The sequence below is a fragment of the Candidatus Krumholzibacteriia bacterium genome, from assembly GCA_035268685.1.
Lineage (GTDB): Bacteria > Krumholzibacteriota > Krumholzibacteriia > JAJRXK01 > JAJRXK01 > JAJRXK01.
In genome coordinates, this window is sequence record DATFKK010000049.1 from 40,841 (window position 1) to 56,087 (window position 15,247).

Sequence of the window (15,247 nt, forward strand, 5' to 3'; positions counted from 1 at the left end):
GTGTGTGGTGCGTCAATGATGGAATGAGCGCGGCTTCCAGGGAATGAGCGCGGTTTGCAGGGAATGAACGCGGTTTGCAGGGAATGAACGCGCGGTCGGAGTCGCGAAGCGGCTGCGATCGGGAACGAAGAGATGTACGATGGGACGACTCTCGTGAGTTCGTCCCCCGAGGTCGCCATGCTCCGCAGAGACTTCCTCCGCCTCACTGCTGGCGCTGCCCTGGGGGCGAGCCTGGTCCCGTTCCCGGCGTTCGCGTCCACGTCCATGCTCCGACGCCGCATTCCGTCGACGGGCGAAGAGCTGCCCGTGGTCGGCTTCGGCACGTGGCAGACCTTCGACGTGGATCCCGGCGACGACGGCGCGATGGATCGTCTCGCAGGGGTGTTGCGCCTGCTGTTCGAACACGGCGGCCGCGTGATCGATTCGTCGCCGATGTACGGCCGGGCCGAGCGCGTGGTGGGCGAGCTGCTCTCCCGCGATGCCCTCGCCCGCGACGACGCCTTCCTCGCGACCAAGGTCTGGACCCGAGGCCGCGACGAGGGCGAGCGGCAGATCCACGCCTCGGCCGAGAAGATGAACGCCGGTGGCGCGCTCGATCTGGTGCAGATCCACAACCTGGTCGACTGGGCCACGCACCTGCGTACGCTGCGCTCGATGAAGGACGACGGCAGCGTTCGCTACGTCGGGCTGACCCACTACACCGACCGCGGCGTCGACCAGCTCGCCGAGGTGATCGCCACCGAGGACGGCATCGACTTCGTGCAGTGCGCCTACTCGCTCGGGGTGCGCAAGGCCGCCCGTGATCTCTTCCCGCTGTGCGCCGACCGCGGCGTCGCCGTGATCGTGAATCGCCCCTTCGAGGGCGGCGCGGCCTTCCGTGACACGCGCGATCACGACGTCCCGGAGTGGGCGTGCGAGGAGCTCGACGTGCGGACGTGGGCGCAGTTCTTTTTGAAGTTCGTCCTGGGCGATCCGCGCGTGACCTGCGTGATCCCCGGCACCGGCAAGGTCGAGCACGCGCGCGACAACGTGCGGGCGGGCTTCGGGCCGCTGCCGGACGCGGCGCAGCAGGCGCGGATGGTGGACGTCTGGGAACGGATGCGGTAGTCGAAGTGTGCTTCCGCGGCGGCAGTCGAGATGCCGGAAGTCTTCGGCGGCGGCTTCCGCGGCGGAAGTGATCGGGCCGTAAAGGGCCGTTTCCCGAGCCGACGAGGAGATCCGATCGTGACCGCATCCCGCGCCGCGCTGGTGACCGACTTCGACGGCACGATGACGTCGCGCGACGTCTACGAACTCGTCCTGGAGCGCTTCGGGCCGCCTCCGGGTCCGGACCCGTTCGAAGCGTATCGCGCCGGCGAGATCACCCACCTCGAGGCCATGCAGCGGATCTTCGAGCGGGCCGACGACGAGCAGGCGCTGCTCGACCTCCTGCCACGGGTCGGGTTGCAGCCGCGTCTGCGTGGGTTGGTCGAACGACTCGACACCGCCGGTTGGGACGTCGTCGTGGTCTCGGCCGGGTGCCGCTGGTACATCGACCGACTGCTCGGCGCCGCTGGCGTGGAGGTCGAGGTCCACAGCAATCCGGGGCACTTCGAGCCGGGACGGGGCCTCGTGATCGAGCGCCCCGACGGTGCCTTCGTCTCGGAATCGGTGGGCATCGACAAGGCCGCGGTCGTGCGCCACGTGCAGGCCACGCGCGCTCCCGTCGCCTTCGCGGGGGACGGCCTGGCCGATCTTCCCGCGGCACGCCTGGTTCCGGCGGAGCTGCGCTTCGCGCGGGGTGATCTTGCCGTGGCCGCCGCGGAGGAGGGACTGGCCGTCCGTCCCTTCGAATCATGGGCCGAGGTGGTCGAGGAGGTCCTGTCCACATGATCACGAGTCGCATTTCGATCCCGACGCTGGTGCGCATCAAGCCGGGTGCGCTGGAGCGCCTCGGCGTCTACCTCGACCGGCCGGGCTGGCACGCACCAGCGGTGTTCACCAGCGCCGGGATGATTCCGGAGATCCTGACCACGGTGCGGGCCGCCTTGGACGGAGCGGGCGTGCACCCCGTGGTCGACGAGGAGGTCGACGCCGCCTCGATGGACGCGGCCATGGCGGCGTTCACGGCGCTGCCGGCCGCCTGCGACGCGGTCGTCGGCATCGGCGGCGGCCGCGCGCTCGACGTGGCGAAGTACGTGGCGTTCCTCGCGCGCAAAGCCTATGTGGCCGTGCCCACGTCGCTGTCGAACGACGGCTTCTCGAGCCCGGGCGCTAGCCTCACGGTGGAGGGCGCGCGGCGGTCGCTGCCCAGCGCGCTCCCCTACGGCGTGGTCGTCGACACCACCGTGTGCGGGCAGGCTCCGACGCCGCTGTGGCATTCCGGTGTGGGCGACCTGGTCTCGAAGATCACGGCGGTCCACGACTGGAAGCTGGCCTTCCACGCGGTCGGCACGCCCGTCAACGATCTCGCCGCGCTGCTCTCCGACGCCACCGTCCACCAGTTCACCGCGAGTCCGACCCGCGACGACGAAGGCATGCGACTGCTCGCGACCGCGCTCATGCTCAACGGCATCGCCATGGAGATCTGCGGGTCGTCGCGACCGGCCAGCGGGAGTGAACACCTGATCAGCCACGCGCTGGACGAGCTCACCCCGGGGCAGCACCTGCACGGCATCCAGGTGGGCGTGGCCACCTACATGGTCAGCCGTCTCCAGGGCCAGGGAACCGACCGGATCGCGACGGTCCTGGACCGCACCGGTTTCTGGGACACCGTGCGGTCCCGTCCCTTCGATCGTGAGACCTGGCTCGAAGCGGTGCGCCGGGCGCCCTCGATCAAGCCCGGCTATCACACGATCCTCGACCAGGTCGACGCACCGGCCGAGGTGGCGCGGATGCTCGATTCCGACGAGCGTCTGGAGGGGTGCGTGGTGTGATCCGGGGTCTCGCCGGGCGCCAGCATGGATCGACGCGCTTGCTCGGCCCCTGCCCGCCGTGGTACCGACTCGGGGGCGGTCTGCGTCATCCTCCGGAGCTTCCGGACCGTCGACCTCCCCCTCGCACCGCTGGAACCACCGATGTCCGCCCGTTTCGAGGAACTCGACTTCCGGTCCACGGTCCTCGGCGATCTGGTCCTGATCCGCAGACGATCTCCGTCGCTGAACGGGCAGACCGTCTACGAGGTGAAGCTGGACGACGCCTTCTTGATGTCCAGCGTGGTCACCCACAGCGAGCGGGCGCTGGCCGACCTGCCCCTGGGCGTGTGGGGTGACGGTTCCTGTGAGGTCCTGATCGGGGGGCTGGGACTGGGGTGCACCGCCGCCGCCGTCCTGCGGCACGAGCGCGTTCGGCGCGTGGACGTCGTGGAGTACCTGGAGCCGGTGATCGACTGGCACCGTCGGCGTCTCGTGCCCGACGCCGAGACCCTGATGACCGACCCTCGTTGCCACCTGATCCACGACGATTTCTTCCGGCGCATGGCCTCCGTCGAACCGGCGCGGCGCTACGACCTGATCCTTCTGGACATCGATCACTCGCCGGTGTCCTGGCTGCAGGAGTCGCACCAGTCCTTCTATTCCGCGGAAGGGTTGCAGGGTCTCGTTGCCCACCTGAACCCCGGCGGGGTCTTCGGGTTGTGGTCGGCGGAGTCGCCGCCCCGCGAGCTGCTGGAGCGGCTCGACGGCTGCTTCGAGGTGGTCGAGGAGCACGAGATCCGCTACCACCATCCGATGTTCCACGAGGATCAGAGCGATACGGTCGTCGTGGCCCACTGAAGTCCGCGGATCGGGTAGGGTCGGTGGAGCGCTGCCGCAGATCACTCCCCCTCCGGCGATCACGACATGGTCACACTCTGCTCGGGACTCGCGATTCTTCTGCTCACGGCGTCGACGCTGGCCGCCGACCCCGCGCACGCCGAGCCGTCGTCCCGCTCTGCTCGCGTCGGGCTGGAACTGCAGGCCTATCCGGCGGGTCTGGTCCCGGGAATCCGGTGGGAGCAGCCGGTGCGGGACGACTGGGCCCTCGCGCTGCGACTCGGCTGGAATCTGACCGATCGCCGGGATTGGGGTGAACACGACGACGAGTCGGGCGACGGACCCGGTGGAGGGGTGGCGGTGCTGCGTCGCTTCGAGGCTTGGGGCTGGTCCTGGCGAGCCGGAGCGCGGGTCGACACGTGGTGGTTGGAGATCGACTGGCGGGACGACGCGACGTCGACGCTCGATACCCGCGAGGGACGAACGGAGATCGTGGTGGTGCAGCCCACCGTGGTCCTGGGTCTGGAAGTGGGGTCGTCGAGCGCCTGGACGGCGGAGGTGACGGCGGCGCTCGGTCAGGAGATCAACGTCGACACCGCCGGTGAAGAGGTGGGCGAAGGGCCGATCGGGCTGCTCGGGATCACGATCATGCGGTGAACGGACACGGCCGGGAGTCGAGCGCTTCCGCCGCGGAAGCGGGCGGTACGACCGGACTCGCCCTTGCCTCGCCTCGTCCCCTCGATTCGCCGCCCCCTCGAAACGAAGAAGGCCCGGCCACCGAACGGCGACCGGGCCTCCACGAACGAACGACGCAGCGCCGCTACTTCAACAGACTCATCTTCAACGCCGGGCCGGCGGGCGCACCGTCGACGAGGGTCCGGGCGTAGTACACGCCGCTGACGACGGGGCGACCGTTCTGGTCGTCGCCGCGCCAGGTCAGGCTGTGCTCGCCGGCGGTCAGGGTGCCCAGCTCGAAGCTGCGCACGCGACGACCGCTCACGTCGAAGATCGCCAGCTCGACCTCGCCGCCCTCGGGCAGGCGCAGTGAGATCTCGGTGGCGGGGTTGAAGGGGTTCGGCGCGTTGGCGAGCGACAATGTGCGCACGACGCCCGGCGCGGCGTCGAGGTCGCCGTTGAGCATGGCCATGGTGGCCTGCCCGGCATCGACGGTCCGCAAGCCCTCGCCCTCGACCACGATCCCCGGTCCGGATTCACCGCGCGCGGCGATGGGTCCGGAGGCCAGTTCGATCGAGGCCGGCATGGCGTCGGTCACGGCCAGCCGCACGCGGGCCAGCACGACGGAGCCGTCGTCCGACTTCAGCTCGGCCGCACCGGCGCCGACGACCAGGCCAGAGCCCTCGCTCAGGTCCAGGCTGCCGTTGCTCGCCTCGACCGACACCACGCGGACGTTGTCCGAGGTTTCGAGCGTGGCCTCCCACGCCGTGATCCCGCGACGGACGTCCTGGCCCCGGAGCACGACGTAGGCGTCGATCTCCTGGCCCGGCTCGAGCGCGCGGGAGCGGGTGCCGTCGGCGAACTCCACGCTCATGCGGGCGTCGGCCGTGGCCACCTGCGCTTCGCGGGTCACGGCGATGCAGCCGGCTCCGAAGGTCTCGGCGAAGCGGCCGACATCGGCGATGTTGTTCTGACCGTCCCATACGTAGTCGACCGCGTAGCTGTAGCCGCCGCTCAGCAGAGCGGCGAAGTCGCCCACGTCGACCAGGTCGACCAGCCCGTCACCGGTGAGGTCGGGACTGTTGAACAGGATGTCCAGACCGGTGCCGCCGGCGGCGTACTGGGTCTGCAGATCGATGCCGTCCACCACGAGGCCCTCGCCACTGGCCGAGCCGCCCCCGGCGCGCAGAGCGCCGCCGAAGGTGCTGCGACCGTTGACGTCGGTGTCGGCGTCGGCAGTCTGCGGATCGCACGCGATCAGGCTGCCCGCGCTCGAACCCAGCGTGAGGTTCACGGCGGGGTAGCCCACGACCGGATCGCCCGCGGCGTCGGCGACGTCCACGGTGATGGTCGCGTCGACGGTGGTCGGGGACTCGCCCGTGACACCGCTCCACAGCTGCGCCGCGTCCAGGCGGTCACCGCTGCCGTCGGGCGCGACCATGATCGAAACCTGACCGGGAGCCTGCGTGCCCACGGTGGCGATCGACGGGCCGGCCGCGCACGGCTCGCACACACCCTGCGACAGCGCGGGTGTGGCGATCAGCTCCCAGCTCACGATCGAGCCGGTGTCCGCGCCGGCGTTGTCCGACACGAACAGCGACCACGTTCCCTGGCTCGACTCGCCATTGAAGGCCGAGAGTGGCGAGGCCGGAGCCGCCGTGCCGCTGAACCAGGGGGTCGAACCACTGCACAGGTTCTCGAGCTGCTGCAGCGAGCTGTCGTCGAAGGTCACGTTCATGTTGTTGTCGCTGCAGCCGAAGCCGCTGGCCGGCTCGCCCGGACGGTCGAGCAGCGTGACCGTGGTCCCGGACGGGCTCTGCAGCTGGATGATCAGGTCACCGACCCAGGTGTGCTCGATCTGCACGTTCACGTCGACGTCGGTCAGCGTGACGTCCTCACCCACGGTGAAGTCGCTGCTGATCCCCGCGGGCGATCCGTCGGGAATGGCCAGCGGCAGACCGGCCGGCTCCTGCAGGTTGCCCACCGGCAGGTTGATCGGGAAGTCGAAGACGTTGCCCTGGTCGTCACTGATCGTGGCCAGGAAGTCGACCTCGCTGAAGCACGCGACGCTCGGGTCGATGGTGGCGACGAAGGACTCGACGTTCGACGACAGCTGGTCCTTCAGCGCGTCGGGGAACGTGGAGGCGGCCTGGGTGATGGTCACGCCCGGCGTGCTCGAGGTGAGCTCGCCCGACATGCCGGTCACGTCGCCGAAGCGGGCGACCACGGTCAGGTCGATGGTCACGGTCTCGCCGGGGGCGACGATGCCGTCGCTGGTCCCGTTGCAGTCCTCGACCGCGGTGAAGTTGCTGAGCTGCAGGATCCCGTCGTTCGAGATGAACGATCCCTGGACCTGCTCACCGCCCACGCCGTTCGGGTCGAGCCAGTCGCGCAGGCGCTCCGAGGCCGAGGCCCCGTCCCACGCGACGTCGAAGCGACCGTAGCAGTCGTACTCCTGGTTGCCGCAGGCAGCCAGACCGCCCGACAGGAAGCCCACGAGCAGCTGGTTGGCGGGATCCCAGATCCCCGAACCCGACGAACCGGGCTCGGTGGTGCCGTCCTCCCAGTTGTCCACGCGCCAGTGCGTGTCGGGGGTGAAGCCACCGATGCAGCTGGTCTGGATGGTCAGAGGATCGTCGTTGAAGCTGATCGCCTTCTCGTCGGTGCCGGGGTGGTGGATGGCCACCGAGCCCTGCGCGGGAACGCCGGAGCGGTCCCAGCCCGAGTAGAAGACATTGAACTCGGGCTGCGGCAGTTCGTCGAGCTCGACGAGCGCCATGTCGACGTCCTGACGCCGCGCGCGGAAGACCGCGCCGGTCTGGTTCTGGTCGAGCGAGCCGCCGCTCAGCAGGCCGCAAGAGGGCGACTCGAAGTTCCAGTAGACGGTCATCGACGCGGCGTTCGACGAACTCACGCCGCAGTGGTAGGCGGTCAGGAAGAAGGGGCGGAACGTGCCCTCGGCGTCGGTGACCATCTGGCCGGTGCAGATCGTCGAACCACCGAGCGAGTAGGTGGCCACCGACTGGATCTGGTCGCGCCAGGGATCGCCCTCGGGGCAGATCACGTCGTTGTTGCACGCGCCCTGCTTGTCGGGGTACAGGCCGAACATGTCGGTGTAGCCGTAGCCGACGTGCGTCAGCTCGAGACGCGGCTCGAACTTGGTCTGCGCGGGGACCTGCAGCTCGACCACGACCGCGTCGCCCGGCACCACGGGGACCCACAGCTGACCGTGGTCGGAGTTGTCCTCGTGGGTGTAGGGGCCCTCGTAGTAGTCATGGTCGGCGCTGATCACCCACAGCTTGGCTCCGTAGGGCAGCTGGTACTTCTCGAAGCCCAGGTTGATGTCGGTGGCGTCCTTGCCGACCACGGACATCCGCCACATCCGCGTGCCGTCGGGAAGGGTCTCCCACATGCCGTCGCTGCCCGGGCTCGAGAACACCGGGATCGGCTCGGCGTAGCGGAAGGTCTTCTCGCCGGATTCGTAACGGGCCTGGTCCTCGGACTCGAGCAGGCCGACGTCGGGGGTGTCGACGCGCAGCGCCGGTGCCCCGGGCAGGCCCGAGCCGGGGGGCGTGAAGGGGGCTTCACCGCGCCGGGCGAGGGCGTCGGTGCTGAACAGGGTCAGGACGAGCAGGGGGAGCAGGGTCGATGCGTAGACCGTGGATCGCCACGGCCGCCGTCGTTGGCAATGATGCATGGAATCCGTACCTGGGGTTCGGGCGAGAGAAGGTCCGTATGCGTGGGAGGACCTGCGATGGGTGCGCCGTCGAGCCGGCGAGAGGGCCGGGTCACGACCGGCTGTGGGCGCGAGAATTACCCGTCAGCGTAGCGCGAACCGGGTCTTGTTGTGAAGACGTGAGTCCATCGGGGCTGGTCGGCCGGCGAGTCGCTCTGGTACGCTCCCGGAACCGGCCGCATCCTTCGCACGCACCGAGGAGAGCCCGTGTCCTTTGTTCGCGCCGCTGCTGTTCACCTGTTCTTCGTCGTCTTCCTCGTGCCACGGCCTGCCGTGGCCGCGACCGAGGCCGATCTGATCCCGCGCGTGTGGAACGATGCACCGGTCCGGATCGAGGTCGACGGCCAGGCCGATGTCGAGCGCATCGAAGCGCTCGTTCCCGGTCGTTCCCCACTCGCATTCGATCGACCCGTGGGCGACACCGTGCGTCTGCGCGTCACCGAGACCGAGTTCGAGCGGCTGCGCGAGGCCGGTTTCGAGCCCGTGCGCGTGGAGGACCGCGAACGCGCCGGGCGGACCGAGGCCGAGCGAGTCTGGGCGTCACGCGCGGGCGCCGCGAAGCGCGTGCTCTCGTTCCCGTTGCAGACCTATCCGACCCACAGCGAGATCGGGGACTTCTTCGCCGATCTCGAGGCACAGTACCCCGACCTCGTACGGGCCTACACGTGGGGTCGTTCTGTCGATGGCCGCGAGTTGTGGGGGCTGGTGATCAGCGACCACCCCGACTCGAACGAGGCGGAGCCGGAGGTCCGGCTGGCCTCGGGTATCCACGGTGACGAGACCGTACAGATGGTGAATCTGCTGAACCTCGCCCATGAGCTGGTGACCAGCTACGGGCAGCCCCGCTCGGCGCGGCTCGACGCCATCGTCGAGGGTACGGAACTGCACATCCAGCCGTTGTTCAACCCCGACGGCTACGTGCGTGGGATCCGGACCAACGCCAACTGGGTGGACCTGAACCGGAACTTCCCGGAGCCGGCGGGGACGCATTCCGGGCAGCAACCCGAGGTCGCCGACTTCATCCAATACGGCCTGTCGAAGCAGTTCGTGATCAGTCTGATGGGCCACGGCGGGGCGCTCGTGGTGAACTACCCGTGGGACTACACCTACACCCGGGCTCCCGACGACGCGGCCCTGATCGAGTTGAGTCTGGAGTACTCGACCCGCAATCTGCCCATGTACAACGGCGCCTTCTCCCAGGGGATCACCAACGGTGCCGACTGGTACGTGATCACCGGCTCGTTGCAGGACTGGAGCTACGACCAGACCGATTGCATCGACCTCACCCTCGAGGTCTCGAACACCAAGTGGCCGAGCAGCAGCACATTGCTCGACTACTGGGACGACAACCGCGAGAGCCTGCTGGCCTTCGTCGAGAGCGCCCGCGCGGGGATCCACGGCGAGGTGACGAACGCGATCACCGGAGAACCGGTCGACGCCGTGATCAGCGTCGACGGCATCGACAAGCCGGTTTCGACCGACCCGGAGCGGGGCGACTTCTACAAGTTGCTGGCCGACGGCACGTACACGGTGCGCGTCGACGCGGCCGGCTACGAGCCGCGGACCTTTTTCAGCGTGTTCAACAGCTGGGGCGCCGAGAATCGACTCGACGTGGCCCTGACACCGGTGTCGACGGCGGCCCCCTCGACGCGGGTGGCGGCCAGCATCGACCGTGTGGCGCCGAATCCCTTCAATCCGCGGACGCAGATCGAGTTCGGTCTGGCCGAGCCGGGACCGGCGTCGCTGGTGGTGCTGGACGCGCGCGGTCGCCGGGTGCGGACACTGGTCGACGCCTCGTTGCCGGCCGGGGAGCACGCGGCCGTCTGGAACGGCGACGACGACACCGGAGCCACGGTCGGTGCGGGGGTCTACTACCTGCGGCTGACCGCGGCGGGAACGACCCGTTCGGCGCGGGTCACGCTGGTGCCCTGACCCCCTCCGGGCAGTTCCTGCACCGAGCCCACGAAGAACGAGGCGGGCCCGTCCGGGTCCGCCTCGCTCCGTTCCACTCGGTTCGGCTACGTGGGAACTAGAACCGCGACTTCACCGAACCCCAGCTGGCAGGCTCGGCATCGACGGCCGCGTCACAGGTGATCATCAGTTCGAAGTCACCGAAGGCTCCGCTGTTGAAGCCGTCGGGCACGATGTAGATCGTCTGGTCGGCGCCGGTGTCGTTGACCCACGACACGGTCTCGGGATCGTTGAAGAAGCCCTCGTCCACGCCGGCCAGGCAGCTGTTCTCGTCGTTGCAATCGGCGACGAGCCACAGAGCCGGATCCCAGTCGGTGGGCGTGAGCATCACGTCGATGCGGTCGCCGTCGGCCACGGTGACCTCGTAGAACACGTCGGGACCGTTGCCGCCGAAGTCCAGGCAGCTCTCGTCGAGGTCCTCGATGTCGTTCGCGGCGAGCGTGGTGGTGCCGGTGACGGTCGAGTTGCAGGCGACCGGCTCGGCGCGATCACAGGTGTCGTTGGCCGGCGGCTCCGGGCAGACACTGGAGCTGGCGGACAGCGCGTAGTCGCCGGTGCCGCTCGAGCTGAAGTGCTTCACGCGGAGGTAGTAGGTGCCGTCGGCCGGGATCTCGAAGTCCGAGATCAGCGAGAACAGCCCGGGGCCGCCGTCGTCGTCGAACTCGAGGAAGGCCGTGGGATCGGTGCAACCGGCGGTGTCGTAGATGTAGAGCTGGGTGTCGGTCGTGCTGAGTTCGCGCGAGTCCGTGGCGAAGGTGACGCAGTCACCCGCCATGCCCTCGAAGACGAACCAGTCCTCGTCGCCCGCGACGTCGATGCTGGCCGCGACGTCGTCGACGAAGAGATCGGCCGGGTCCGGCTGGGAGCAGTCGTCGTTCGGCTCGGTCTCGAAGACCGTGGCCGCCGTGCCCGCGATCGGGCTGACGTCCAGCGACCGGATGGTCTTGTTGACGTCGATCTTGTCGTCCTCGCTCGAAACGGCCATTGCGGGCGCCGCAACGGCCAGGACGCACGTGCTGATCAGCAGTCGTCTCACAAATGGATTCATGTTGTCTCCGGAAGTGTTCGGACGTGAGGACTCCAGGGGCGAGACTCCGGATCGATCGAAGGGGGGCGAGAGCGGATCGATCCGGACACGGCGACTGGCCTGCTTCGGTGCGTGACGAAGGTGTCGTGCCATACAGTCGCTGGAGTCCTCGTTGGGCCCGATCGATCCTAACGATTTCGCGTGGCCATTCCAAGCGCGTTGCTTTACGAAGTTCTTTCACTTCTGCCGGGTGTGTCTCATGGTTCGTGTACAGGGCTCGGTGTCGGACACGATGGCGGAGCGGACACAGTTCGGGGTCGTCCTGATCCTGCTCGCCGCCGTGAACGCCTCGGTCGCGGTCGGGCAGTTCGCGCTCGGGGTGGCGCTCGCCGTGTTCCTCGGGCGGTGGTGGGTCGGTGGTGTACGGCCTCCGCGCCTGGGGGTGGAGTTCGCGTCCCTCGCTCTGGCCGTCTGGGCACTGACGATGATCCCGCTGTCCGAAGAGCCCGTCCGGTCGGTCGTCTCGTACCGGCGCTTCTACCTGTTCACCGCCATGTGGGTGGTGGCCCAGGTCGTGGTGGGCGAGCGTCGTCGGCAGTGGGCGGCGTGCGCGCTGCTCGGGGGAGCGGTCGCCGTGGCGGTCGCCGGCACCGGTTGGATGTGGACCGAGCACGGCACCCTGTTCGTCACCCGGGCCGTGTTCGTGTCGAACGCCATGACCAGCGCCGCGTTGTTGATGATCGCGGCGGTGGTGGGGGTGGCCTTCGTCGTCGTGTCGAGAGGCTGGAGGCAGTGGCTCGTCGGAGCGGCGGTGGTCGTCGTGATCCTGGGTCTGCTGCAGACCATGACCCGGAGCGCGCTCGCGGGACTCCTGGTCGGGAGCGCCGTCGTCGCGGTCGTGGCGTGTCCGCGTCGCGGTTGGTGGTGGGTCGTCGCGGGAGCGGCGGCCGTCGTGCTCGTGCTGACCACCGGTGAGCACTTCGTCCCCGAGCGTCTCTGGCAGCGGATCGCCCCGGAAACGCTGATCGAGGGTCGCAACGCCCAGGCGCGGTTCGACATGTGGCGGGCCGGCCTGCGGATGATCGCCGAGCACCCCTGGACAGGGGTCGGCGACGTCTCGCTGGGCGAACTCTCCGAACCCTACTACGATCCCGAACCCCAGAGGCTCCACGGGCACATGCACAACAACCTGGTGCAGGTCGCCGTGATCTGGGGCCTGCCCGGCCTGGCGTTCTTCCTGGCGTTGTTCGCGGCCCAGTTGTGGGCCCCGTGGTCGCGGTGGCGGTCGGCGCAGCGGGTCGGACTCGTGTGGGCCTCCGGCTGGAGTCTGGGTGCCCTCGGAGCCGTCGTGGCCTTCTTCGTGGCCGGGTTCACGGAGTGGTACTTCGGTGATGCCGAGCCCCTGCTGATGGTCATGGCGATCATCGGTCTGGGGGCCGCTCCTCTCGACGGAGACGAACGCACGTGAACGAGCACGCCTGCCTGATCGACGGGACGGCCTATTTGTTCCGTGGCTACTACTCGGTGCGGCCGGTGCACGCGGCCGATGGCACCCCGGTGAACGCGGTACTGGGTCTGGGCAACGCCCTGGCGCGTCTGCTGCGCGACCGGGATCCCTCGCACGTGGCGGTGGCCTTCGACGCCGGTCGTTACACCTTCCGGCACCGCATCGATCCCGCGTACAAGGCCAATCGTGGGGACCCGCCCGAGGATCTGGTTCCCCAGTTCGCCCTGGCCCAGCAGCTGACCGAAGCCATGGGGCTGGCCACGATCGGTGTTCCCGACTTCGAGGCCGACGACGTCCTGGCGACGCTCACGACCATCAGTCGCGAGTCGGCGCTCGACGTCGTCCTGGTCTCCGGCGACAAGGACCTGGGCCAGCTGCTCGAACCTGGCGTGCGGTTGTTCGACCTGGCCAGGGCCATCGAGTTCGGGGCCGAGGACCTTCCCGCTCGCATGGGTGTGCGTGCGGATCAATTGGTCGATCTGCTCGCCCTCATGGGCGACAGCAGTGACAACATCCCCGGCGTGCGCGGCGTGGGACCGAAGGCCGCGTCTGCGCTGCTCGGGCACTTCGACTCGCTCGAGGCGATCTACGCTTCGCTGGACGAGGTCGAGACCCTGCCCGTGCGCGGGGCGCGCAGTCTGCGGCGTAAGCTCGAGGACTTCCGCGCCGACGCCGAGCGGAGCCGCGAGCTGGCCACCGTGCGCCGCGACGTGCCGCTGGGGCTCGAGGTCGACGACCTCCGCTGGGAGGGCGCCGACCCCGATGCGCTGGTCGAGTTCACTGCACGGTGGAGCCTGGGTGGGCTCGCCGACCGGGTGCGGTGGCTCGAGGACTAGGGGCGGGCAACGGGCCGGCCGGGCGATGGTCCGGAAGGGCCCGGGCGGGCGCCTGCCTGTATCGTGCGTCAGTCCAGGACCCGCGCGTCGATCTGACCGCCGCGGAAGCGGAACTCGTGGACGCCTTCGGCGCCGGTATCGGTGCGGCGCGCCTCGACACGGAACACGTACTCACCCGGCGGCAGTGGGATCGTGGCCCCCCGCGTCTGGACCGACGTGAACTCCTGGGTGACCTGCTCGAACAGCACGTCGACGTTCGAGGCATCGACGTTCTTGAAATAGCGGCCGCGGCCCTGCCGCGCGAGGGCCGTGAGTTCGGAGTCGTTGACTTCCGAGCCCAGACCCATGACGTGCAACTGGATCTCGGAGTGTTGCTCGAGCAGTGCCTCGACGTCGGCCTTGCCCACGGGTGGCGCGCCCGCCCACTCGTAGGAGCGCTGCGTGCCGATCGATCCCGTTCCGCTCAGATCGGAGTTGTCGAACCAGCTGTAGTTGTCGGCACCGTCGGAGAACACCACGACCAGGTGCTGATCGCGCGACGAGGCACCCGCGGCGGCCGCGTGGGCCGCACTGCTCTCGACCGCCGACTCCACCGCGGCGTACAGCTTGGTGAAGCCACCGGGCTCGGGCGCGGGAATGCGTTCGATGTCCGTTTCCAGCCAGTCGGAGTCGGTGGCGGTCTCGAGCGGGCGGAAGATGCGGTCGTTGAACCACACCAGTTCCCAGTCGAAGGATCCCGGCCGTTCCACGTACAGCGACTTGCCCTCGGCCGTGGTCCGCCGCGCCGATCCGAGCATCGGAGAGAAGGCGGACGGGGAGTGCTGCAGCATCGAGTAGCTGGCATCGAGCACGAGGGTCAGGTGGAGGTTCGAGGCGAGCGCCTCGGAATCCTCGTCGAGCAGACCCTCGACGTCGATCGGCCGCCCGTCGATCTGCAACTCGATCTCGAGGTCGTCGTCGCGGAGCGGTTCACGGTTTCCGTCGCGCGCGACGAACTGCACGACCAGCGTGGTCGTTCCGACCGTCGGATCGAACTGGATCTGTGGATCGCCGAACTCCTCGATCACGACCTGAGCGGCAGGATCCACCGGGGCGGTCGGTGAGCCGTCTTCGTCCTTCCCGCAACCGGAGAGAACCAGAGCGGTGGCGACCAGCACCAGGCCGCCACCCACGCGCGCACGACGGCACGCGGACGCAAAGCACTGCATGATGCGCATCCTCACTGCGGGGTGGTCTGGCGGGTCGTCAGGGTTCGATACCACGGCAGTGCCGTTTCGCACGACGCACCGTGGTCTTGGGCGGGGCCCGGGGAACGGTCCCGCGCGCTTCGGTTCGAGGGCGGGATTACCACAGCGCGGCCAGCGTGGCAAGCGCCCGCACCGCCGCGTGAACGGACGCCAGCAGTGCGCGCCACCACGGCGGCGGTGGTTCTGCCGATTCCCGCCCGGCCTCGGCCGTGCCGACCCCCTTCGTTCGGTCGTTCAGGTCCGGCACGGTCGGTCCCGGGTGAACTGTGGCGTCCCCCGCGGACGCGTCCCGAAGATGAGCTCGCCCACCCGCCGGTTGTGCCGCGCACAGAGCACCCGGAGGTTCTTCGCCTTGTGCGACCCACCCAACGCGAAGGGCCGGACGTGGTCGATCTGCAGATCGCGCGTGGCCGCACACCGCGTGCCGTCGCCGGCGACGTAGCTGCAGCGATGCCCGTCGCGCTCGAAGACCGCGGCGCGCGTGGCGGCCGGCACGTGGCGCGAGCGAGGACGGGGT

At 69.0% G+C, this 15,247-nt stretch carries 12 protein-coding genes; 8 read left to right on the top strand and 4 right to left on the bottom strand.

The window, feature by feature from the left end; genetic code table 11:
- The first annotated feature begins 177 nt into the window (after positions 1–177).
- The 5 genes from VKA86_05405 (at position 178) to VKA86_05425 (ending at position 4,388) form a co-directional block, all read left to right on the top strand.
- A complete protein-coding gene (locus VKA86_05405) occupies positions 178–1,107 on the top strand; it encodes an aldo/keto reductase (GenBank protein ID HKK70634.1) in 930 nt (309 codons plus the stop codon).
- Positions 1,108–1,224: 117 nt separating this feature from the next.
- Positions 1,225–1,872: an HAD-IB family phosphatase gene (locus VKA86_05410; protein ID HKK70635.1), complete on the top strand. Its 648-nt coding sequence runs from the start codon at positions 1,225–1,227 to the stop codon at positions 1,870–1,872.
- The gene (locus tag VKA86_05415) at positions 1,869–2,915 is read left to right on the top strand and encodes an iron-containing alcohol dehydrogenase family protein (GenBank protein ID HKK70636.1); all 1,047 of its coding nucleotides are present in this window, start codon (positions 1,869–1,871) and stop codon (positions 2,913–2,915) included. Before VKA86_05410 ends, VKA86_05415 begins: the two co-directional genes overlap by 4 nt.
- 141 nt (positions 2,916–3,056) lie before the next feature.
- Positions 3,057–3,752 carry a spermidine synthase gene (locus VKA86_05420; protein ID HKK70637.1) on the top strand — a complete coding sequence of 232 codons (696 nt, stop codon included), beginning with the start codon at positions 3,057–3,059 and terminating at the stop codon, positions 3,750–3,752.
- A gap of 66 nt (positions 3,753–3,818) precedes the next feature.
- On the top strand, positions 3,819–4,388 hold the full coding sequence (locus VKA86_05425) for a hypothetical protein (protein HKK70638.1): 570 nt from the start codon (positions 3,819–3,821) through the stop codon (positions 4,386–4,388).
- Positions 4,389–4,551: 163 nt separating this feature from the next.
- Here VKA86_05425 and VKA86_05430 read toward each other — a convergent pair whose 3' ends face one another.
- Positions 4,552–8,103, bottom strand: coding sequence for a proprotein convertase P-domain-containing protein (locus VKA86_05430; GenBank protein HKK70639.1), 3,552 nt, complete (start codon positions 8,101–8,103; stop codon positions 4,552–4,554).
- Between the two features lie 246 nt (positions 8,104–8,349).
- Here VKA86_05430 and VKA86_05435 point away from each other — a divergent pair, with 246 nt between their 5' ends.
- Positions 8,350–10,074: a M14 family zinc carboxypeptidase gene (locus VKA86_05435; GenBank protein ID HKK70640.1), complete on the top strand. Its 1,725-nt coding sequence runs from the start codon at positions 8,350–8,352 to the stop codon at positions 10,072–10,074.
- A gap of 97 nt (positions 10,075–10,171) precedes the next feature.
- On the opposite strand, the gene VKA86_05440 is transcribed toward VKA86_05435, so the two are convergent.
- Positions 10,172–11,161, bottom strand: coding sequence for a PPC domain-containing protein (locus VKA86_05440; GenBank protein ID HKK70641.1), 990 nt, complete (start codon positions 11,159–11,161; stop codon positions 10,172–10,174).
- Positions 11,162–11,399: 238 nt separating this feature from the next.
- Between VKA86_05440 and VKA86_05445 the strand changes: the two genes are divergently transcribed.
- Together VKA86_05445 and VKA86_05450 are read left to right on the top strand one after the other, a co-directional pair.
- Positions 11,400–12,608 carry an O-antigen ligase family protein gene (locus tag VKA86_05445; GenBank protein ID HKK70642.1) on the top strand — a complete coding sequence of 403 codons (1,209 nt, stop codon included), beginning with the start codon at positions 11,400–11,402 and terminating at the stop codon, positions 12,606–12,608.
- Positions 12,605–13,483: a 5'-3' exonuclease H3TH domain-containing protein gene (locus VKA86_05450; GenBank protein HKK70643.1), complete on the top strand. Its 879-nt coding sequence runs from the start codon at positions 12,605–12,607 to the stop codon at positions 13,481–13,483. Before VKA86_05445 ends, VKA86_05450 begins: the two co-directional genes overlap by 4 nt.
- A gap of 68 nt (positions 13,484–13,551) precedes the next feature.
- Here VKA86_05450 and VKA86_05455 read toward each other — a convergent pair whose 3' ends face one another.
- The gene (locus VKA86_05455) at positions 13,552–14,691 is read right to left on the bottom strand and encodes a VWA domain-containing protein (GenBank protein HKK70644.1); all 1,140 of its coding nucleotides are present in this window, start codon (positions 14,689–14,691) and stop codon (positions 13,552–13,554) included.
- Positions 14,692–14,964: 273 nt separating this feature from the next.
- Positions 14,965–15,247: HNH endonuclease signature motif containing protein (locus tag VKA86_05460; GenBank protein HKK70645.1), on the bottom strand; the 283-nt coding region annotated here is incomplete at its 5' end.